This window comes from Kosakonia sp. S57 (genome assembly GCF_016516575.1).
In the GTDB taxonomy this organism is placed as follows: Bacteria; Pseudomonadota; Gammaproteobacteria; order Enterobacterales; family Enterobacteriaceae; genus Kosakonia; species Kosakonia cowanii.
This window is the reverse complement of sequence record NZ_JACVUL010000012.1, coordinates 66110-87328: the sequence shown is the minus strand read 5'-3', so window position 1 is coordinate 87328 and position 21219 is coordinate 66110. Positions and strand designations below refer to the sequence as shown.

Here is a 21219-nt window from a genome sequence, read left to right as displayed (position 1 = left end):
CGTGAAGATCGTCTCTCTGATACGCACCCGCTGGCGCTGGCTGGCGGGTGTGCCTCTTCTCTTTGTGCTGCTGGTTATCGCCGCCGATAAAATCTGGCCACTGCCCCTGAACGAGGTGTCACCCGCGCGGGTGGTGGTGGCTGAAGATGGCACGCCGCTGTGGCGTTTTGCTGATGCCGACGGCATCTGGCGCTATCCGGTCACTATTGAAGAGGTCTCGCCGCGCTATTTGCAGGCGCTTATCCAGTATGAAGATCGCTGGTTCTGGGACCATCCCGGCGTTAACCCCTTCTCTATTGCGCGTGCGGCCTGGCAGGATCTGCGCTACGGGCGCGTGGTTTCCGGCGGCAGTACGCTCACCATGCAGGTAGCGCGTCTGCTTGACCCGCATCCGCGTACCTTTGGTGGCAAAGTTCGCCAGCTGTGGCGGGCGATGCAGCTGGAGTGGCATCTCTCCAAGCGCGACATTTTGACCATCTACCTCAACCGCGCGCCCTTTGGTGGCACTCTGCAAGGTGTCGGCGCAGCGAGCTGGGCCTATCTCGGCAAGCCGCCCTCAAAACTGAGCTATGCGGAAGCGGCACTGCTTGCCGTGCTGCCGCAGGCGCCGAGCCGTTTACGCCCGGACCGCTGGCCGCAGCGGGCGCAGGCGGCGCGCGATAAAGTGCTGGATCGCATGGTGACGCAGCAGGTGTGGCCAGTGGCGCAGGTGAAAGAGTCACGCGAGGAGCCGGTGTGGCTAGCGCCGCGGCAGATGCCGCAGCTGGCACCGCTCTTTGCCCGCCGCATGCTGGGCGCGAACAAAAAGCTGAAGGTGACCACCACGCTGGACGCCAGCCTGCAAAGGCAACTGGAGGAGCTGGCGCTGAGCGTTAAATCCCGGCTGCCGATGCGCAGTTCGCTGGCGATCATCGTGGTCGACCATACGGATATGAAAGTGCGCGGCTGGGTGGGGTCGGTGGATATCAACGACGACAGCCGTTTCAGCCATGTTGATATGGTCAGCGCCGTGCGCTCGCCGGGATCGGTGCTGAAACCCTTTATCTACGGCCTGGCGCTGGACGAAGGGCTGATCCACCCCGCATCGCTGTTGCAGGATGTACCGCGGCGCGTCGGGGATTATCGCCCCGGTAACTTCGACAGCGGTTTTCATGGCCCGGTGAGCATGAACGAGGCGCTGGTACGCTCGCTCAATCTGCCTGCGGTACAGGTACTGGAGGCCTACGGGCCGAAAAAATTTGCCGCTAATTTGCGCAATATCGGGCTGCCGCTGATGCTCCCCGCCGGTGCTGAGCCAAACCTGTCGCTGATCCTCGGCGGCGCGGGCGCGCGGCTGGAGGATATCGCTGCTGCCTACAGCGCTTTTGCCCGCGAAGGTAAAGCGGGCAAGTTAAGGCTGACGCCCGATGAGCCGCTGGCTGAACGCCGCCTGATGTCGCCGGGCGCGGCGTGGATTATCCGCCGGATCCTGGCGAATGAAGCGCAGCCGGTGCCGGACAGCGCGCTGCCGCAGGTGGTGCCGCTGGCGTGGAAAACCGGCACCAGCTATGGCTACCGGGATGCCTGGGCCATCGGCCTCAACTCCCGGTATGTGATCGGTATCTGGACCGGTCGCCCGGACGGCACGCCGGTTGCCGGGCAGTTTGGTTTTGCCAGCGCCGTGCCGCTGCTCAATCAGGTGAACAATCTGCTGCAACCGCGCTCCGCGCTGGATCAGGCGCGTTTGCCGCGCGACCCGCGTCCGGCGTCGGTAAGCAGCGGGGTGATCTGCTGGCCGGGCGGGCAGAGCCTGCCTGCCGGAGACAGTAACTGCCGCCGCCGCCTTGCTACCTGGTTACTTGATGGCAGCCAGCCGCCGACGCTGTTAATGCCGGAGCAGGAAGGGCTACACGGCATCAGTTTTCCGCTGTGGCTGAACCATCAGGGGCGGCGCGTGGCGGCGGATTGCCCGGATGCGCAGCAGAAAAACTGGATCGTCTGGCCGCTGCCGCTTGAGCCGTGGCTGCCGCCCGGCGAGCGTCGCGCCGCACGCTTACCGCCTGCGGACCATGTTTGCCCGCCGCGGGATGAGAACGCCCCGCCGCCGCTGTTGTTAAACGGTGTGCGCGAAGGGGCAGTGATCAAGCGCGTGCCCGGTCAGGATTTTGCGATTCTTCCTCTGCAAAGCAGCGGTGGGGAAGGGGGGCGCTGGTGGTTTTTGAACGGGGAACCGTTGACGGCGCGCGGCACGCTATTGAGCCTGAAGCTTGATAAAGCCGGCGACTATCAACTGGTGGTAATGGATGAGGCGGGGCAGGTTGCCGCCGTGCAGTTTACGGTGCAATAGGGTGAGAAAGGGCGCACCGGGCTGTTGGTGTTGCTCAAACTCGTCTTATTTTAAAAAAATGTTACCTTAATCCATAGGCAAGACCGGTGTTGCTCTTTATAATCCGCGCCACACCTATTCAGGGCAACAGAACAACTTACTGAGGTAATCATGGCTATTGAACGTACTTTTTCCATCATCAAGCCGAACGCGGTGGCAAAAAACGTTATTGGTAACATCTTCTCTCGCTTTGAAGCGGCAGGTTTTAAAATCGTTGGCACCAAAATGCTGCACCTGACCGTTGAGCAGGCGCGCGGCTTCTACGCTGAGCACGAAGGTCGCCCGTTCTTTGATGGCCTGGTTGAGTTCATGACCTCCGGCCCGATCGTGGTTTCCGTACTGGAAGGCGAAAACGCCGTTCAGCGTCACCGCGACCTGCTGGGCGCAACCAACCCGGACAACGCACTGGCCGGTACCCTGCGCGCAGATTACGCAGACAGCTTCACCGAGAACGGCACCCACGGTTCCGACTCCGTTGAATCTGCCGCTCGCGAAATCGCTTACTTCTTCGCTGAAGGCGAAGTTTGCCCGCGCACCCGTTAATTTCCGGTTAACTGTGTAACGAGATTTACACTTTAATTGGTAAATGCCGCGTCCAGGCGTGGTATCTGTGCGACAGAATTTGTACAATGTTGCGCCCCAGGATGAGCTGAAGCTTGCCTGGGGCGCTTCTTTTTAACCCTCCACGGGCCACAACGTGTAATAACGAGGCCGGAATAAAATATGTCTGAACAAATTGCCATGTCTGAGAGCGGCGCTCTCACGGTTCCAAACAAAGATGCAAAAATTAACCTGCTGGATCTTAACCGTCAGCAGATGCGTGAGTTTTTCAAAAACTTAGGCGAAAAACCCTTCCGCGCCGACCAGGTGATGAAGTGGATGTATCACTACTGCTGCGACGACTTTGATGAGATGACCGACATCAACAAAGTGCTGCGCGGCAAGTTAAAAGAGGTCGCGGAGATCCGCGCCCCTGAAGTCGTCGAGGAGCAGCGCTCTTCTGATGGCACCATCAAATGGGCTATCGCCGTCGGCGATCAGCGCGTTGAAACCGTCTATATCCCGGAAGAAGATCGCGCGACGCTCTGCGTCTCCTCCCAGGTGGGTTGTGCGCTGGAGTGCAAATTCTGCTCCACGGCGCAGCAGGGCTTTAACCGCAACCTGCGCGTATCGGAAATCATCGGCCAGGTGTGGCGCGCGGCGAAAATCATCGGCGCTGCCCGTGTGACCGGCAACCGCCCGATCACCAACGTGGTGATGATGGGCATGGGCGAACCGCTGCTGAACCTCACCAACGTGGTGCCAGCGATGGAGATCATGCTGGATGATTTCGGCTTTGGTCTCTCCAAACGCCGCGTGACGCTCTCGACCTCCGGCGTTGTTCCGGCGCTCGACAAGCTCGGCGATATGATTGACGTTGCGCTGGCGATCTCACTGCATGCGCCGAATGACGCCATTCGCGATGAAATTGTGCCGATCAACAAAAAGTACAATATCGAAACCTTCCTCGGGTCGGTGCGCCGCTACCTGGAGAAGTCCAATGCCAACCAGGGCCGCGTGACCATTGAGTATGTGATGCTGGATCACGTCAATGACGGCACCGAACACGCCCATGAGCTGGCCGAGCTGCTGAAAGATACGCCGTGCAAGATCAACCTGATCCCGTGGAACCCCTTCCCGGGCGCGCCGTATGGCCGCAGCTCCAACAGCCGTATCGACCGTTTCTGCAAGGTGCTGATGAGCTACGGTTTCACCACCATTGTGCGTAAAACCCGTGGCGACGATATCGACGCCGCCTGTGGTCAGCTGGCGGGCGAGGTGATCGACCGTACCAAGCGCACGATGCGTAAACGTCTGCAGGGCGAGCCGATCGCGGTTAAAGCACTGTAAGCGTGACTGCGGCGCGAAGTTGGTGCCGCAGGTTTGGAATATGTTGAATATTTGGCCTGCTTATATAGAGGCCGTTAATAATTACGGTGCGTTTCCTCTTACTTTGAGGCAGTATGTAATGCTGGAACAACGGCTTAGCAAATAGTGCTGAAAGCCGTCCTGTTATCACGAACCTGACAGTCTTATACTGTGGGTCTACGTTTAACTGACCCGGATTTTTCGCGGCGTGTGTAGGTTATGCGGTTACGCGCGCCTGTGTGTTTACTTTTCACGTACCAGTAGTTGTAGCGAATGAATACTGAAGCCACTCAAGACCAAAACGAAGCACAATCCACGGGCGTTCGTCTGCGCAATGCTCGTGAGCAACTTGGACTCAGCCAGCAAGCGGTTGCCGAACGCTTGTGCCTGAAGGTCTCCACGGTACGCGATATCGAAGAGGACAGGTCGCCTGCCGATCTGGCATCCACCTTTGTGCGCGGTTATATCCGCTCCTATGCTCGCCTGGTGCACATTCCCGAAGAAGAGCTGCTGCCGATCCTTGAGAAACAAGCGCCGATTCGCGCGGCTAAAGTCGCACCGATGCAGGGCTTTGCGCTGGGTAAACCGCGCAAAAAACGCGACGGCTGGCTGATGAGCGTCACCTGGCTGGTGCTGTTTGTAGTCGTCGGCCTGACGGGCGCCTGGTGGTGGCAAAACCACAAAGCGCAGCAGGAAGAGATCAGCACCATGGCCGATCAATCCTCCGCCGAGCTTAATGCCAGCAACGGCCAGAGCGTGCCGCTGGATAACCAGGCTGCCTCTACCCCGGTGGACAACGGTTCCACCCCGGTTGAAACCCCGGCTCCGACCAACAGCACGCAGGCACCTGCAACCACCTCGCCTGCCACCACCGCTAACCAGAACAGCGTGGTTCCGCCTTCGCAGGCGAACGTTGAACCTTCTGCCCAGCAGCCTGCTGCTACCGCCAATAACGCCTCTCAGCTGCCAACCGATCAGGCTGGCGTAGCGGGCGCATCTGCCGACGCGAACGCGCTGGTAATGAACTTTAATGCCGACTGCTGGCTGGAAGTGAGCGACGCGACCGGTAAAAAACTCTTTAGCGGTATGCAGCGTAAAGATGCCACCCTGAATCTCACCGGCCAGGCACCCTATAAACTGAAAATTGGCGCGCCGTCGGCTGTGCAGATCCAGTTCCAGGGGAAACCTGTCGATCTGAGTCGTTTTATCAGAACTAACCAGGTTGCGCGTCTGACCCTCAATGCCGAACAATCAGCAGCACAGTAACAGACGGGCAACGCGGGAGATCATTCATGCATAACCAGTCGCCGATCCAACGGCGGAAATCAAAACGGATTTATGTTGGTAATGTGCCGATCGGCGATGGGGCTCCCATCGCCGTGCAGTCTATGACAAACACCCGCACCACGGATGTTGAAGCAACGGTCAACCAAATCAAAGCATTAGAGCGCGTCGGCGCAGACATCGTGCGTGTCTCGGTGCCGACGATGGACGCGGCAGAAGCGTTCAGGCTTATCAAACAGCAGGTGAGTGTCCCGCTGGTGGCGGACATCCACTTTGACTATCGCATTGCGCTGAAAGTCGCCGAGTACGGCGTCGATTGCCTGCGCATCAACCCCGGCAATATCGGTAACGAAGAGCGTATTCGCAGCGTTGTCGACTGCGCGCGCGATAAAAACATTCCGATCCGCATCGGCGTTAACGCCGGTTCGCTGGAAAAAGATCTGCAGGAGAAGTATGGCGAGCCGACGCCGCAGGCGCTGCTCGAATCGGCCATGCGCCATGTGGATCATCTCGATCGTCTCAACTTCGACCAGTTCAAAGTGAGCGTGAAAGCCTCTGACGTCTTCCTTGCCGTTGAGTCCTATCGTCTGCTGGCGAAGCAGATCGATCAGCCGCTGCATCTTGGGATCACTGAAGCGGGCGGCGCACGCGCAGGCTCAGTGAAATCGGCGATTGGCTTAGGCCTGCTGCTCTCGGAAGGGATCGGCGATACGCTGCGTATTTCGCTGGCGGCGGATCCGGTTGAAGAGATCAAAGTCGGTTTCGATATCCTCAAATCCCTGCGCATCCGCGCGCGCGGCATCAACTTTATCGCCTGCCCGACCTGCTCCCGTCAGGAGTTTGACGTGATTGGTACGGTCAACGCGCTGGAGCAGCGGTTGGAAGATATCATTACCCCGATGGATGTTTCGATTATCGGCTGCGTGGTGAACGGGCCGGGCGAAGCGCTGGTCTCGACCCTTGGCGTGACCGGCGGGAATAAGAAAAGCGGCCTGTATGAAGATGGCGTACGTAAAGATCGCCTCGATAACGGCGATATGATCAGCCAGCTTGAGGCGCGTATTCGTGCGAAAGCCGCGATGCTGGATGAGACGCGCCGTATCGACGTCATGCAGGTAGAAAAATAAGGGTGCCGCCAAGGCTGGCATCCCGTGTATCATGAGCCCGCCCGGCGCGACCGCTTTTGTCGCCGCCCTGAGGGTTCATTTTTTGTATTAATAAAGAGAATAAACGTGGCAAAAAATATTCAAGCCATTCGCGGCATGAACGATTATCTGCCTGGCGAGACCGCCATCTGGCAGCGCATTGAAAGCAGCCTGAAGAACGTGCTCGGCAGCTACGGTTACAGTGAAATCCGTTTGCCGATTGTAGAGCAGACCCCGTTATTCAAACGCGCGATCGGCGAAGTGACCGACGTGGTTGAAAAAGAGATGTATACCTTCGACGACCGCAATGGCGACAGCCTGACGCTGCGTCCGGAAGGTACCGCGGGCTGCGTACGCGCCGGCATCGAACATGGTCTTCTGTACAATCAGGAACAGCGCTTGTGGTACGTCGGGCCGATGTTCCGCTACGAGCGTCCGCAGAAAGGGCGCTACCGTCAGTTCCATCAGCTGGGTGTGGAAGTGTTTGGCCTGCAGGGGCCGGATATCGACGCCGAGCTGATTATGCTCACCGCGCGCTGGTGGCGCGAGCTGGGTATCGCTTCGCACGTTGCGCTTGAGCTTAACTCCATCGGTTCGCTGGAAGCCCGCGCGACCTATCGCGACGCGCTGGTGGCGTTCCTGGAGCAGCATAAAGATAAGCTCGACGAAGATTGCCTGCGCCGCATGTACAGCAACCCGCTGCGCGTGCTGGATACCAAAAACCCGGATATTCAGGCGCTGCTGAACGATGCGCCGAAGCTGGGCGATTATCTTGACGATGAGTCACGCGAGCACTTTGCCGGTCTCTGCGCTTTCCTTGACGCAGCGGGCATCGCCTACACCGTTAACCAGCGCCTGGTGCGCGGTCTCGATTACTACAACCGCACCGTGTTTGAGTGGGTGACCAGCAGCCTCGGCGCGCAGGGTACCGTCTGCGCCGGTGGCCGTTACGATGGCCTGGTTGAGCAACTCGGCGGTCGCGCGACGCCAGCGGTTGGCTTCGCGATGGGTCTTGAGCGACTTGTTTTGCTGGTTCAGGCAGTTAATCCGGAATTTAAAGCCGAATCCGTTGTCGATATTTACCTGGTGGCGTCTGGCGCTAACACGCAATCCGCAGCGATGCTGCTGGGTGAGCAGGTGCGCGATGCGCTGCCTGGCGTGCGGCTGATGATGAACCACGGCGGCGGCAACTTTAAGAAGCAGTTTGCCCGGGCAGATAAGTGGGGCGCTCGCGTCGCGCTGGTGCTCGGCGAGTCTGAAATTGCCGACGGAAATGTTGTGGTGAAGGATTTACGCTCTGGTGAGCAGAGTACGGTAACGCAGGATAGCGTTGCGGCGCATTTGCGCACACTACTGGGCTAATCTCCCCGGTGATTTATCGTTAAGGAGAAGGACTGCGTGGAAATTTACGAAAACGAAAACGACCAGGTAGACGCGATTAAGCGCTTCTTTGCCGAGAATGGCAAAGCGCTGGCCGTTGGGGTTGTACTGGGTATCGGCGCGCTGGTGGGCTGGCGTTTCTGGAACAGCCATCAGGCGGACAATGCGCGCGAGACCTCGCAGGCGTATGAGAGCGCGGTAAGCGCGCTGCAGGCCGGCAAACAGGACTCCTATGCCGCGGCGGAAAAATTCGCTGCTGATAACAAAAACAGCTACGGTGCGCTGGCTTCGCTTGAGCTGGCTCAGCGTTACGTTGAGAAGAACGATCTGCAAAAAGCCGCTGCACAGCTGCAACAGGGTCTGGCTGCGACCGATGATGAGAATCTGAAGTCGATGATCAATGTCCGTCTGGCGCGCATTCAGGTACAACTGAAGCAGCAGGACGCGGCGCTGAAAACGCTGGATGCCGTGAAAGGTGAAAGCTGGTCGGCCATCGTTGCGGATCTGCGCGGCGAAGCGTTGCTGAGCAAAGGCGACAAAAAAGGTGCGCGCACCGCATGGGAAAACGGCATTAAAAACAATGCTTCTCCTGCGCTGAGTGAAATGATGCAGATGAAAATTAATAATTTGTCCATCTAAGAGGGACCCGATGCAATTGCGTAAATTACTACTGCCAGGGCTGCTTTCCGTCACGTTATTGAGCGGCTGTTCCCTCTTCAACAGCGAAGAAGATGTTGTCAAAATGTCGCCGCTGCCGGTGGTTGAAAACCAGTTCACGCCGACAACGTCGTGGAGCACTTCCGTCGGTAACGGTATCGGCAAGTACTACTCCACCCTGCACCCGGCCTTTGCCGATGGCGTGGTCTACGCCGCCGATCGTCATGGCGTGGTGAAAGCGCTCAGCATTGATGATGGCCGTGAAATCTGGTCGGTAAACCTGGCTGAGAAAGATGGCTGGTTCTCCACCCGCGCCGCGCTGCTTTCCGGCGGTGTGACCGTTTCCGGCGGTAAAGTCTATATCGGTACCGAGCAGGCGCAGGTCTATGCGCTGAACGCCAGCGATGGTTCCGTTGCCTGGAAAACCGGCGTAGTGGGTGAAGCCCTCTCTCGCCCGGTAGTCAGCGATGGTCTGGTGCTGATTCACACCAGCAACGGTCAGTTGCAGGCGCTGAACGAAGCGGATGGCGCGGTGAAGTGGACCGTTAACCTCGATATGCCGTCGCTCTCCCTGCGCGGTGAATCTGCGCCGACCACCGCGTTTGGCGCTGCCATTGTTGGCGGTGATAACGGACGCGTCAGCGCCGTGCTGATGCAGCAGGGCCAGTTGATCTGGCAGCAGCGCATCTCCCAGGCGAATGGCCCGACCGAGATCGACCGCCTGAGCGACGTCGATACCACGCCGGTAGTGGTCAATGGGGTGGTTTACGCGCTGGCGTATAACGGTAATATGACGGCGCTGGATCTGCGCAGCGGCCAGATCATGTGGAAACGCGATCTCGGCTCGGTAAGCGATTTTGTGATTGATGGCAACCGTATCTACATCATCGATCAGAACGATCGCGTGCTGGCCCTGAGCACCGACGGCGGCGTAACGCTGTGGACGCAGAGCGATCTGCTGCACCGCAACCTGACCTCTCCGGCGCTCTATAATGGTTATATTGTGACCGGCGATAGCGAAGGCTATCTCCACTGGATTAACGTCGAAGATGGTCGTTTTGTTGCCCAGCAGAAAGTCGATAGTTCCGGCTTCCTGACCGAGCCGGTTGTGGCTGGCGGCAAACTGCTTATCCAGGCGAAAGACGGCACGCTGTACGCCCTCACGCGCTAAGCGCGCTGAGAGTGTCGTATCTGAAAGACGGCTCCTGTTGCAGGAGCCGTTTTCCTGTTTTTAAAACGCCGCGTAAATCGTGACGTTTTGCTAATGAATTTTCTGCAATGAGGCTTTAAACATGGTACCTGTGGTCGCGCTTGTCGGGCGCCCTAACGTTGGGAAATCCACGCTATTTAACCGTCTTACTCGCACCCGTGATGCGCTTGTAGCGGATTTTCCGGGTCTGACTCGTGACCGTAAGTACGGTCGTGCTGAAGTAGAAGGCCGCGAATTTATCTGTATCGATACCGGCGGTATCGATGGCACCGAAGATGGCGTTGAGACGCGCATGGCGGAGCAGTCGCTGCTGGCGATTGAAGAAGCTGACGTCGTGCTGTTTATGGTCGATGCCCGCGCCGGGCTGATGCCGGCCGATATCGCTATCGCCAAGCATCTGCGCTCGCGCGAGAAGGCTACCTTCCTCGTCGCCAACAAAACTGATGGTCTCGACCCGGATCAGGCGGTTTCTGACTTCTACTCCCTTGGCCTTGGCGAAATTCACGCCATCGCCGCTTCACACGGACGCGGCGTCACCAGCCTGCTTGAGCATGTGCTGATGCCGTGGATGGACGAGCTGAACCCGCCGGAAGAGGTGGATGAAGAGGCTGAGTACTGGGCGAAGTTTGAAGCCGCGGCGAACGGTGAAGCCGAAGAGCCGGAAGACGATTTCAACCCTCAGGATCTGCCGATCAAGCTGGCGATTGTCGGGCGTCCTAACGTCGGTAAGTCAACGCTCACTAACCGCATTCTCGGTGAAGACCGCGTCGTGGTGTATGACATGCCGGGCACCACCCGCGACAGCATCTACATTCCGATGCAGCGCGATGAGCGCGAATATGTTCTGATCGACACCGCGGGCGTGCGTAAGCGCGGCAAGATCACCGACGTGGTCGAGAAGTTCTCGGTTATCAAAACGTTGCAGGCGATTGAAGACGCCAACGTAGTGATGCTGGTGATTGATGCCCGCGAAGGCATCTCCGATCAGGATCTCTCCCTGCTGGGCTTTATCCTCAACAGCGGCCGCTCGCTGGTGATTGTCGTCAACAAATGGGACGGTCTGAGCCAGGAAGTGAGAGAGCAGGTGAAAGAGACGCTCGATTACCGCCTCGGCTTTATCGACTTTGCGCGCGTGCACTTTATCTCTGCTCTGCACGGCAGCGGCGTCGGTAACCTGTTCGAATCCGTACGTGAAGCCTATGACAGCTCCACCCGCCGCGTCAGCACTGCGCTGCTGACCCGCATCATGAACATGGCGGCAGAAGATCACCAGCCGCCGCTGGTGCGTGGCCGTCGCGTGAAGCTGAAATATGCCCACGCCGGTGGTTACAACCCGCCGATTGTGGTGATCCACGGCAACCAGGTGAAAGACCTGCCGGACTCTTACAAGCGCTATCTGATGAACTACTTCCGCAAATCGCTGGAAGTGATGGGTACTCCGATCCGTATCCAGTTCAAAGAGGGCGAGAACCCGTTTGCTGACAAGCGCAACACCCTGACGCCGAACCAGTTACGTAAGCGTAAGCGCCTGATTAAGCACCTTAAGAAAGGTAAGTAACCGTTCACTTCACCCGCCGCTGGCGGGTGTTTTGTTTCTGAGGGTGTATCATTAGGTCAATCTTAAGCGATTGTGAGGAGTGCGTGATGCAACTGAACTGCCCGACTTGCCACGGTGAGCTTGAACTCGCCGGAACCATGGCGCACTGCGCCACGTGCAATAAAGATATGGAGGTGAATGCCGCCTGCCCGGAGTGTCACCAGCCGCTTGAGGTGTTAAAAGCCTGTGGCGCGGTGGACTACTTCTGCCAGCACTGCCACGGGCTGATTTCCAAAAAACGAGTCGAATTCACCCTGCGTTAAGGCTTGCAGATACAGCCTTCGCCTTCGCGCCACAGCTCAACGAACGACGGCGGCGCTTTGCTCTCCGGGATCAGCAGCAGCATATCCGTCTGCCGCGTGGTCCAGGTAATCTGCAAACGGTAAAAGCGCTGGTCGCCGCGCCCCGGGGAGTCAGCCTGACCGGGAGGCTGCGCCAGCGGTAACGCCTGGTGCAGGATCTCGATCAGCCGCTGACGCTGCTCGTCGGTCAACTGGGCGATAACAATCCGCCTTCGTCCGGCGAGCATCGGGATATAAGCCACGCCGCCTTCACGGGCCAGCTCGACAACCGCATCGTCGGTCAGTTCGGGTTCGTTCATTATATGACTCCGACATCTTTCCACGCCTGTTCAATGGCCGCTGCCACCGCTTTACCGGAACGCTTTTCGCCGTGATGAATGGTCAGTTTTGCGAAGGCGGCAAAATCGGCGTTTTGCGCCAGCTGGCGATCGCAGACCGTATCGTACCAGGCGTAGCCCGCTTTTTCCCAGGCATAACCACCAATTTCCGTGGCCGCAAGATAAAAGGCGCGGTTAGGGATACCGGAGTTAAGGTGCACGCCGCCGTTATCTTCGCGGGTTTTAATAAAGTCCTTCATGTGCGCGGGCTGCGGATCCTTGCCGAGCAGCGGATCGTTATAGGCGGTGCCCGGCTCGGACATCGAACGCAGCCCTTTGCCGTTGATCCCTTCGGCTAATAGCCCTTCACCGATAATCCAGTCTGCCTGCTCTGCGGTCTGTTTGAGGTGGTACTGCTTGACCAGCGAACCGAAGACATCGGACAGCGATTCGTTCAGCGCGCCCGATTGTTCAAAGTAGATCAGCGCCGCTTCCGACTCGGTGACGCCGTGGCTTAGCTCGTGCGCCACCACATCAATGGCGATAGTGAAACGGTTAAAGATTTCACCATCGCCATCGCCAAACACCATCTGCTGACCATTCCAGAAGGCGTTCTGGTACTCCTGGCCGTAATGCACCGTGCCGCTCAGCACCAGACCCTTGTTATCCAGCGAGTTGCGTTTCCACTCTTTCCAGAAAAAGTCGTGGGTGACGCCAAGATAGTCGTAGGCCTCATCAACGGCGACATCGCCATTAGAAGGCTGCCCTTCATAACGCACCTGCTTACCTGGCAGGCTCTCTTTGTGTTGCGCATCGTAGATATCGCGCACCAGTTCGCCCGGCGAGTTCGCCTGCGGAGCGCTCGGTTTACCGTGGCTGTGCGCCATTAGCGTCTGGACATGCATCAGGGTTTGTTTCGCGCAGCGCTTCTGAACCTCAGAGCCCTGGTCAATGATGCGACGGAGAATGTAGGGGGGAATAACGGTGTGCGGGAAGCGAGTGGTCATGTTGATCTCCTTGATAAAATCAAAAGAACAACAAAAGTATAGGTCGCCTCACCGCATTAAGAGTTTTAACTACGGGGTTTTTCGTTTTCTCGGTTGTTTCACCGGTGTGACAATGCGCACTTCGCTCTCGACCCAGCCATCATTCAGGCGAGTGGTGAGCGTATCGCCCGCTTTCACCTGCTTAGTCTGTTTCAGCACTTTCCCGTCGGTGGCGGTCGTGACGCTGTAGCCACGCGCCAGTGTCGCCAGCGGACTGACGGCTTCCAGATGGGTGAGGGCGGTGCCGAAGCGCTCGCGCGTGCTGCCAAGACGATCGCGAATCGACTGGCTCAGGCGATACTCAAGCTGCTGCACCCGCGTTTGCGCCCGGTGAATGCGCGGCTGCGGGTTGTGATGATTGAGTCGTTGCAGCACGCGCTGCTGACGCGTGTTCGCGCGCTTAAGCTGCGTATCCAGCGCGTTGTGCATGCGCTGCTGCAAGCGGTCGAGCACCGTCTGCTGACGCGCCAGGCGCAGCTGCGGGTGCTGCTGTTGCAGTCGGTGATGAAGCTGGGCAAAGCGGCGGTTGCGCCCTGCCAGATAGTAATCCATCCCCATCTCCAGACGCTGCTGCATCGCCTGCACCTGGCGCAGCAGTTCAAGCTGGTTAAGGCTGACAATCTCCGCCGCTGCCGACGGGGTTGGCGCGCGCAGGTCGGCGACGAAATCGGCAATGGTGACATCCGTTTCATGGCCGACGGCACTGACTACCGGAATACGGCTGGCAAAAATGGCGCGTGCGACGCGTTCGTCGTTAAAGCTCCAGAGATCTTCCAGCGAGCCGCCGCCGCGCCCAACAATCAGCACATCACATTCGTTACGGCTGTTAGCAAGGGCAATGGCGCGCACGATTTGCGCCGGTGCATCTTCGCCCTGTACGGCGGTCGGGTAGATCACCACGGGGAGCGACGGATCGCGGCGTTTCAGCACATGCAAAATATCGTGCAGCGCGGCGCCGGTTTTTGAGGTGATCACCCCAACGCAGTGCGCCGGTGAGGGGAGGGGATGTTTAAATTGCTGATCGAACAGCCCTTCCGCCGCCAGCTTCGCTTTCAGCTGCTCATACTTCTGCTGTAACAGCCCTTCACCCGCCGGTTGCATGCTCTCGACGATGATTTGGTATTCACCGCGCGGCTCATACATCGTGATGTTGGCGCGCACCAGCACCTGCTGCCCATGCTGCGGGCGGAAGGTGACGCGGCGGTTGCTGTTGCGGAACATCGCACAGCGCACCTGGGCGGTGTCATCTTTTAAGGTGAAGTACCAGTGACCGGAAGCAGGCTGGGTAAAGTTGGAGATTTCGCCGCTGATCCACACCTGGCCCAGCTCGCGTTCCAGTAGCGATCGCACCGTCTGGTTAAGGCGGCTGACAGTATAAATGGAGGGAGTTTGCAATGAGGACATGTGAGCCAGATCAAATTCTAAATCAGCAAGTTATTCGGTCGATAGTAGCTTGATGCCACCCAATTACAAGTATTTTTCCAAAAAAGTGTAGATGCAATCGGTTACGCTCTGTATAATGCCACGGCAATATTTAACCACCCAGGTCAGAGATATTGCCCATGCTACGTATCGCTAAAGAAGCTTTGACGTTTGACGACGTCCTCCTCGTTCCCGCCCACTCCACTGTTCTGCCGAATACCGCCGATTTAAGCACTCAGCTGACGAAAACCATTCGCCTGAACATTCCTATGCTCTCTGCGGCAATGGACACCGTAACGGAAGCGCGTCTGGCGATCGCCCTCGCACAGGAAGGCGGCATTGGCTTTATTCATAAAAACATGTCTATCGAGCGCCAGGCAGATGAAGTCCGCCGCGTGAAGAAACATGAGTCTGGCGTGGTAAAAGAGCCGCAGACCGTGCTTCCGACGACAACTCTTCGCGAAGTGAAAGAGCTAACCGAGCGTAACGGCTTCGCCGGCTACCCGGTTGTTAACGAAGAGAACGAACTGGTTGGCATCATCACCGGTCGTGACGTGCGTTTTGTTACCGATCTCAACCAGCCGGTAAGCGTTTATATGACGCCGAAAGAGCGCCTGGTAACGGTACGTGAAGGTGAAGCGCGCGAAGTCGTCTTCGCCAAAATGCATGAAAAGCGCGTCGAAAAAGCGCTGGTGGTGGACGACAGCTTCCATCTGCTCGGCATGATCACCGTAAAAGATTTCCAGAAAGCAGAACGTAAACCGAACGCCTGTAAAGATGAGCAGGGTCGTCTGCGCGTTGGCGCAGCGGTCGGCGCGGGCGCGGGCAACGAAGAGCGCGTTGATGCGCTGGTCGCCGCCGGTGTTGACGTGCTGCTGATTGACTCCTCCCATGGCCACTCTGAAGGCGTGTTACAGCGTATTCGCGAAACGCGCGCCAAATACCCGGATCTGCAAATCATCGGCGGTAACGTCGCTACCGGCGCAGGCGCTCGCGCGCTGGCTGAAGCTGGCGTCAGCGCGGTGAAAGTGGGTATCGGTCCTGGCTCTATTTGTACCACCCGTATTGTGACCGGCGTGGGTGTTCCGCAGATCACGGCCGTTTCCGACGCGGTTGAAGCGCTGGAAGGGATGGACATCCCGGTTATCGCCGATGGCGGCATCCGCTTCTCTGGCGATATCGCTAAAGCGATCGCTGCTGGCGCAAGCGCGGTAATGGTCGGCTCTATGCTGGCGGGTACCGAAGAGTCCCCGGGCGAAATCGAACTCTACCAGGGCCGCTCTTACAAATCCTATCGCGGGATGGGCTCGCTGGGCGCGATGTCCAAAGGCTCCTCCGATCGCTACTTCCAGACCGACAACGCCGCCGACAAACTGGTGCCGGAAGGTATCGAAGGCCGCGTGGCCTACAAAGGCCGTCTGAAAGAGATCATTCACCAGCAGATGGGCGGCCTGCGTTCCTGTATGGGTCTGACCGGCTGTGGTACCATCGACGCCCTGCGCACCAAAGCGGAGTTCGTGCGCATCAGCGGCGCGGGCGTCCAGGAGAGCCACGTCCACGACGTGACCATCACCAAGGAATCCCCGAACTACCGCATGGGTTCTTAATGCAATTCGCGCCCGGTTTTTGCCGGGCGTTGACTTTTCAATCTCGCTCTTTGCCTCGGAACTAACGTCAATGACGGACAATATTCATAAACATCGCATTCTTATCCTCGACTTTGGCTCGCAATACACTCAGTTAGTCGCACGCCGCGTGCGTGAACTCGGCGTCTACTGCGAACTGTGGGCGTGGGATGTCACTGAAGCGCAGATCCGCGACTTCAACCCAAGCGGCATCATCCTTTCCGGCGGCCCGGAAAGCACTACCGAAGAGAACAGCCCGCGCGCGCCGCAGTACGTTTTCGACGCTGGTGTGCCGGTGCTCGGCGTCTGCTACGGCATGCAGACCATGGCGATGCAGCTTGGCGGCCACGTTGAAGGCTCTAACGAGCGTGAATTTGGTTATGCGCAGGTTGAAGTGCAGACCGAGAGCGCGCTGATCCGTGGGATTGAAGATGCCCTGACCGCAGACGGCAAAGCGCTGCTGGATGTATGGATGAGCCACGGCGATAAAGTGACGGCGATCCCGTCCGGCTTTGTGACCGTTGCCAGCACTGAAACCTGCCCGTTCGCCATTATGGCTAACGAAGAGAAGCGCTTCTACGGCGTGCAGTTCCACCCGGAAGTGACGCACACCCGCCAGGGGCTGCGTATGCTGGAGCGCTTTGTGCGCGATATCTGCGAGTGCGAAGCACTGTGGACGCCGGCAAAAATCATTGATGACGCCGTTGAGCGTATCCGCCAGCAGGTTGGTAACGATAAGGTTATCCTCGGCCTCTCCGGCGGCGTGGACTCCTCCGTCACCGCGATGCTGCTGCACCGCGCGATTGGCAAAAACCTGACCTGCGTCTTCGTCGACAACGGCCTGCTGCGCCTGAACGAAGCCGAGCAGGTGCTGGATATGTTCGGCGACCACTTTGGTCTGAACATTGTTCACGTTCCGGCAGAAGAGCGCTTCCTCGGCGCGCTGGCGGGCGAGAACGATCCGGAAGCGAAACGTAAAATCATCGGCCGCGTCTTTGTGGAAGTGTTCGATGAAGAAGCGCTGAAGCTGCAGGATGTGAAGTGGCTGGCTCAGGGCACTATCTACCCGGACGTGATTGAATCCGCAGCCTCTGCAACCGGTAAAGCGCACGTTATTAAGTCTCACCATAACGTTGGCGGCCTGCCGAAAGAGATGAAGATGGGTCTGGTTGAGCCGCTGAAAGAGCTGTTCAAAGATGAAGTGCGTAAAATCGGCCTCGAACTTGGCCTGCCGTACGACATGCTGTTCCGCCATCCGTTCCCGGGCCCGGGCCTCGGCGTTCGCGTCCTCGGCGAAGTGAAGAAAGAGTACTGCGACCTGCTGCGCCGCGCTGACCATATCTTTATCGAAGAGCTGCGCAAAGCCGATCTCTACAACAAAGTGAGCCAGGCGTTCACCGTCTTCCTGCCAGTGCGTTCCGTTGGCGTGATGGGCGATGGCCGTAAGTATGACTGGGTTGTCTCCCTGCGCGCGGTCGAAACCATCGACTTTATGACCGCCCACTGGGCGCACCTGCCGTATGACTTCCTGGGCCGCGTCTCCAACCGCATTATCAACGAAGTGAACGGTATTTCCCGTGTCGTATATGACATCAGCGGGAAGCCGCCGGCGACGATTGAGTGGGAATAAGTCTTAGTCTCTGCTAATACTATCTGATATAAACAAACACCAAGTACTGCGGTACTTGGTGTTTGTTATTAATCATTGTGTTTTGCAATACACTTTCATAAAAAGCACGTCGACCAAATAAAAATCTCTTGTGAGCAGTTTAATTATTCATGTTAAATAAAAAATATCACATTTAATTCTTATTTATATTATTTCACTCTGTTCATTTAAATGCATTAATATATCTCGTGCGATGGTGTTGCGATTTAATCAATTAAGGTTGATTTAGTATTCTATTAACCAAATCTGTCAAGCTTTGTGAGCGTAAATTATCTTTCCATGCGTATTCAAGTGCGCGAGAGATAGCTAGTGGGTTTTTCTTGAGACCACCTGCGTTATTATAAAAAGCTGCTGCTGCATCTTCATGTTTTTTATAGTTCTCACCAAGTTCTGTACCTACGACATCAGTGAGATTCGTTTTCCAGAGAGTTAAGTTGTCATCGTAAATGGTTTGATCAGGCCATCCCTCGGATTTAATACCATTTAAAGATAAAATTATTTTATTTTCTTTTTTTGCTGAGTTAATCTCATGCTCTTTTGTTTTATCTGTATCAGCATCACAGATAACGTAATATGGAATTTCAAGCAATTTAGCTAAGGCAATAGGCTTTATTAATTCGCTTTTTCCATGGACTGGTATAATATGATGACCTCTTTCTCGAAATTTTGTATGTTTTTCGAGTAAATGTAAATATGTAGTTATGTAAGCGACATCCTCTATGCCTTCAACAAAGACAAGACGCCGAGAAAAGAACATTTCGCTTAATTCAGGCCGTAAGCTAGGAAACATTTTAGCCTGCATACCTTTTTCAAGTATATGCTTTTCACCGACTGATTTTAGAAGATCGCAAATTTTATCGTAGGTAATGCTTTTTATTCTGCTTTTGTGTGGATGACCGTCCATACGAACTAGCCGGATATATGAGAAATTGTCACTTGGTATAAAGTGCGGACTATGTGAGCATACCAAAATTTGATTATTTGAAAGTGATAATTGCTGAAGTAATTCAGAAAGATATCTTGACTGAGGTGGGTGTTGATATAGTTCTGGTTCCTCAATAGCCATTACTAATGTTGGCGCATATTCATCTTTACTGCTTGCTAACTCTTGAAGTAAAGAGAGCATATACGAACGCTGCATACCATGGCCGAACCTGCACAACTCACTTAAAAAACCATTCTCTCCTATCTGGATCGACGCAGTCGGTTCTTCAACCCTTACGGACCTCTCAATATCTTTTCTCCATACTATTTGTGCGCTTGCTGTAGGCGTAGACCATAGCTTTAATTTGTCTTCAATAGAATTTGAAAGCTCCGTCAATGCTTCTTGTTCTTTCTCAAGCATTTCTTGATATTCATCTATGAGTTTTCTTTTCATACCATCAATGGCCTCGGTAAACTTTACTTTACCTCTAACGGCTCGAAGAAGAAGTTGTCCAAGCGCGGAGTCTTTCGACTCGCAACCTTCCTCAACTATATCTTTTGATGCAGGAACAAAAACCCATTGTATATATCTCGCTAATTTGTTTGCTCCTTTGGATACGCCATAAAACTGATCTTCACTAGCAACCAATGAACATAATTCTGGTTTGTTTTCCTCAAATTCATTTAATGAATTTTGCATTAATGCTTTCGTTTTCGAAGCGGGAAGTTCATTGTGTAGAGTACGAAGATTGTTATATATTTCTTTTAGTTTTGAAACTTTCTCGCCAGCTTTTTCTGCTTCGAACCAGATTTTAAAATCATTCATAACAAGTCTGTTCCCATACTGTCTTACTTCAGCCCTTTTTGTTATTTCATCATATACTGCTTTTGCCGTAATAATTAATCTGCCCTGGCGAACATACGCTGATAATTCTTGTTTCGCCGCTTCTGAAAGATCGGTGAACTCGACGGTTATTTGAATCGGGTTAGATGTATCTTTGTGGTGAAAATCATCAGCCGACAAATTACTTAAGTCGGTTTTACAATCCTTGTACTGCCTAAAAAAGACATTTAAAGCATTTTGAAGGGTTGATTTACCAGCTCCATTGCAGCCAACGAAGCATGTGTAGTCATTTAAACAAATAGTTTCATCCTTAAATGATCTAAAGTTTTGGATTCTTACAGATTTTATTTTCATTTATACCTAAACCCTCTCAAGAGTGGAGCTGAATAAAAATATGAAAACCTTTTTTATTCGTTGTTAGGATTATCTTATCCGGGGCTTATGTTTCAATTCTGTGATGTGTATTCAAAAAATAAATGGATAAATTGATCTTGGTCAAAATAACTTTGGTTTTTACTGAGATTATAAATGTGTCTTTTTATTTGGAGATTAAAATGCAACGCTATAAAGACATAGATCATGATTCAGGCGTGATTGGTTATGAGATAGGTGAGGAATATATTACAGTATGGTTTAGTGGGACTAATAAAAGCTACACATATAGCTATGCTGTCGCTGGCCCTACACATGTTGGAGAAATGAAAAAGCTAGCTATCGCTGGCGAAGGGCTAAATGCGTACATTAATAAATTCGTGAAGTTTAAATACGATAGATGATATTACGCATGGCGGCTTAAGAACCCGCCATGCGTTTAAATTAATGAGAAAGTTATTTTCGTTTGACCTTCTTTCTACCCTTTTTCAGATTATTGATGCTCTTTAATTGTTTGAAATGTTTTAAGGTACGAATTAATACATCCACTTCTCCACCACCTCATCCCCGAGCCGTTCGCGCAGCAGTTCCTCATTCTCCTCCTCGCCGTGGGCTTCGAGCAGGCATTTGAACATCAGCGCGTCGAGATACTGCCCGGCATCGCGGAATATCTGCGTCAGCATCGGTGAAGTGTCGTGGTCGAAATACCACACTTCGCCGGTTTCGCGGTGAAAGCACCACAAATTACCGTTGCCGAGATAGTCGCCAAAGGCGATCAGGTTATTAACCAGCTTCCACTGCGGGTCATCCTGCGGCACATCTTCAAGGATATCGCTAATACCGGGATAGGCTGCCAGCAGTGGTTCAATCGCAGCGTATTGCGCAGGCGTCACGCTGCACAGCGTTTCGGCGAGGTTTAGTTCACCAATCTGCTGATGATAGGTGCGCAGCACCAGCGGCAGCGGGCAGCCGATGCGCTGCTCAAGGTCAGCAAGCTCCGCGTCGCTGGCGGGTGTTGAGGGCGCAGGATTATCCCACTGATCGCGCCAGGCGTGCACACAGTCGCGCCACCAGGCAAGGCGGGCGTGCTGATCGGTAAACTCCGGCCAAACCAGCGGCGGAAGCGGGCAGTTATCGCTCTCATTACTCATT

18 protein-coding genes are annotated in these 21219 nt (G+C 55.3%); 13 read left to right on the top strand and 5 right to left on the bottom strand.

The window, feature by feature from the left end:
• Window position 1: 1 nt before the first annotated feature.
• From pbpC to IAE48_RS13445, 10 genes are all read left to right on the top strand, one after another.
• Window positions 2-2326: a peptidoglycan glycosyltransferase PbpC gene (gene pbpC, locus IAE48_RS13490; protein ID WP_200134698.1), complete on the top strand. Its 2325-nt coding sequence runs from the start codon at window positions 2-4 to the stop codon at window positions 2324-2326.
• A 150-nt stretch (window positions 2327-2476) separates the two neighbouring features.
• Window positions 2477-2908 carry a nucleoside-diphosphate kinase gene (ndk, locus tag IAE48_RS13485; RefSeq protein ID WP_023481239.1) on the top strand — a complete coding sequence of 144 codons (432 nt, stop codon included), beginning with the start codon at window positions 2477-2479 and terminating at the stop codon, window positions 2906-2908.
• Window positions 2909-3088: 180 nt separating this feature from the next.
• Window positions 3089-4255, top strand: a complete 1167-nt coding sequence (locus tag IAE48_RS13480; RefSeq protein ID WP_200134697.1) for a bifunctional tRNA (adenosine(37)-C2)-methyltransferase TrmG/ribosomal RNA large subunit methyltransferase RlmN — start codon at window positions 3089-3091, stop codon at window positions 4253-4255.
• Between the two features lie 291 nt (window positions 4256-4546).
• Window positions 4547-5539: a cytoskeleton protein RodZ gene (gene rodZ, locus IAE48_RS13475; protein ID WP_200134696.1), complete on the top strand. Its 993-nt coding sequence runs from the start codon at window positions 4547-4549 to the stop codon at window positions 5537-5539.
• Between the two features lie 26 nt (window positions 5540-5565).
• On the top strand, window positions 5566-6684 hold the full coding sequence (gene ispG, locus IAE48_RS13470; protein WP_023481201.1) for a flavodoxin-dependent (E)-4-hydroxy-3-methylbut-2-enyl-diphosphate synthase: 1119 nt from the start codon (window positions 5566-5568) through the stop codon (window positions 6682-6684).
• A 105-nt stretch (window positions 6685-6789) separates the two neighbouring features.
• Complete coding sequence (gene hisS, locus IAE48_RS13465; RefSeq protein ID WP_023481178.1) at window positions 6790-8064, top strand: histidine--tRNA ligase; 1275 nt, start codon at window positions 6790-6792, stop codon at window positions 8062-8064.
• A 36-nt stretch (window positions 8065-8100) separates the two neighbouring features.
• Window positions 8101-8721 carry a YfgM family protein gene (locus IAE48_RS13460; protein ID WP_023481162.1) on the top strand — a complete coding sequence of 207 codons (621 nt, stop codon included), beginning with the start codon at window positions 8101-8103 and terminating at the stop codon, window positions 8719-8721.
• A 10-nt stretch (window positions 8722-8731) separates the two neighbouring features.
• Window positions 8732-9910 carry an outer membrane protein assembly factor BamB gene (gene bamB / locus IAE48_RS13455; protein WP_042713913.1) on the top strand — a complete coding sequence of 393 codons (1179 nt, stop codon included), beginning with the start codon at window positions 8732-8734 and terminating at the stop codon, window positions 9908-9910.
• 121 nt (window positions 9911-10031) lie between these two features.
• Window positions 10032-11507, top strand: a complete 1476-nt coding sequence (gene der / locus IAE48_RS13450) for a ribosome biogenesis GTPase Der (protein WP_023481267.1) — start codon at window positions 10032-10034, stop codon at window positions 11505-11507.
• An 86-nt stretch (window positions 11508-11593) separates the two neighbouring features.
• Window positions 11594-11809 carry a zinc ribbon domain-containing protein gene (locus IAE48_RS13445; protein WP_200134695.1) on the top strand — a complete coding sequence of 72 codons (216 nt, stop codon included), beginning with the start codon at window positions 11594-11596 and terminating at the stop codon, window positions 11807-11809.
• Here IAE48_RS13445 and IAE48_RS13440 read toward each other — a convergent pair.
• From IAE48_RS13440 to xseA, 3 genes are all read right to left on the bottom strand, one after another.
• On the bottom strand, window positions 11806-12147 hold the full coding sequence (locus IAE48_RS13440) for a protealysin inhibitor emfourin (protein ID WP_042713916.1): 342 nt from the start codon (window positions 12145-12147) through the stop codon (window positions 11806-11808). The two genes, IAE48_RS13445 and IAE48_RS13440, sit on opposite strands and share 4 nt — an antisense overlap.
• Window positions 12147-13172, bottom strand: coding sequence for a M4 family metallopeptidase (locus IAE48_RS13435; RefSeq protein WP_200134694.1), 1026 nt, complete (start codon window positions 13170-13172; stop codon window positions 12147-12149). Before IAE48_RS13435 ends, IAE48_RS13440 begins: the two co-directional genes overlap by 1 nt.
• A 69-nt stretch (window positions 13173-13241) precedes the next feature.
• Window positions 13242-14615 (bottom strand): exodeoxyribonuclease VII large subunit, encoded by a 1374-nt coding sequence (gene xseA, locus IAE48_RS13430; protein ID WP_200134693.1) that lies wholly within the window; start codon window positions 14613-14615, stop codon window positions 13242-13244.
• Window positions 14616-14773: 158 nt separating this feature from the next.
• On the opposite strand from xseA, the gene guaB reads away from it, so the two are divergent.
• A complete protein-coding gene (guaB, locus tag IAE48_RS13425; protein ID WP_200134692.1) occupies window positions 14774-16240 on the top strand; it encodes an IMP dehydrogenase in 1467 nt (488 codons plus the stop codon).
• A 70-nt stretch (window positions 16241-16310) separates the two neighbouring features.
• Entirely contained in the window at window positions 16311-17888 is a 1578-nt protein-coding gene (guaA, locus tag IAE48_RS13420; RefSeq protein WP_042716372.1) for a glutamine-hydrolyzing GMP synthase, read from the top strand.
• Window positions 17889-18141: 253 nt separating this feature from the next.
• Here guaA and IAE48_RS13415 read toward each other — a convergent pair whose 3' ends face one another.
• Complete coding sequence (locus IAE48_RS13415; RefSeq protein ID WP_200134691.1) at window positions 18142-20049, bottom strand: ATP-dependent endonuclease; 1908 nt, start codon at window positions 20047-20049, stop codon at window positions 18142-18144.
• A 122-nt stretch (window positions 20050-20171) separates the two neighbouring features.
• Between IAE48_RS13415 and IAE48_RS13410 the strand changes: the two genes are divergently transcribed.
• Window positions 20172-20471: a hypothetical protein gene (locus tag IAE48_RS13410; protein WP_233631587.1), complete on the top strand. Its 300-nt coding sequence runs from the start codon at window positions 20172-20174 to the stop codon at window positions 20469-20471.
• 132 nt (window positions 20472-20603) lie between these two features.
• Here the strand turns inward: IAE48_RS13410 and IAE48_RS13405 are convergent, their stop codons facing one another.
• Window positions 20604-21218, bottom strand: a complete 615-nt coding sequence (locus IAE48_RS13405; RefSeq protein ID WP_200134690.1) for an SMI1/KNR4 family protein — start codon at window positions 21216-21218, stop codon at window positions 20604-20606.
• Between the last annotated feature and the right edge of the window lies 1 nt (window position 21219).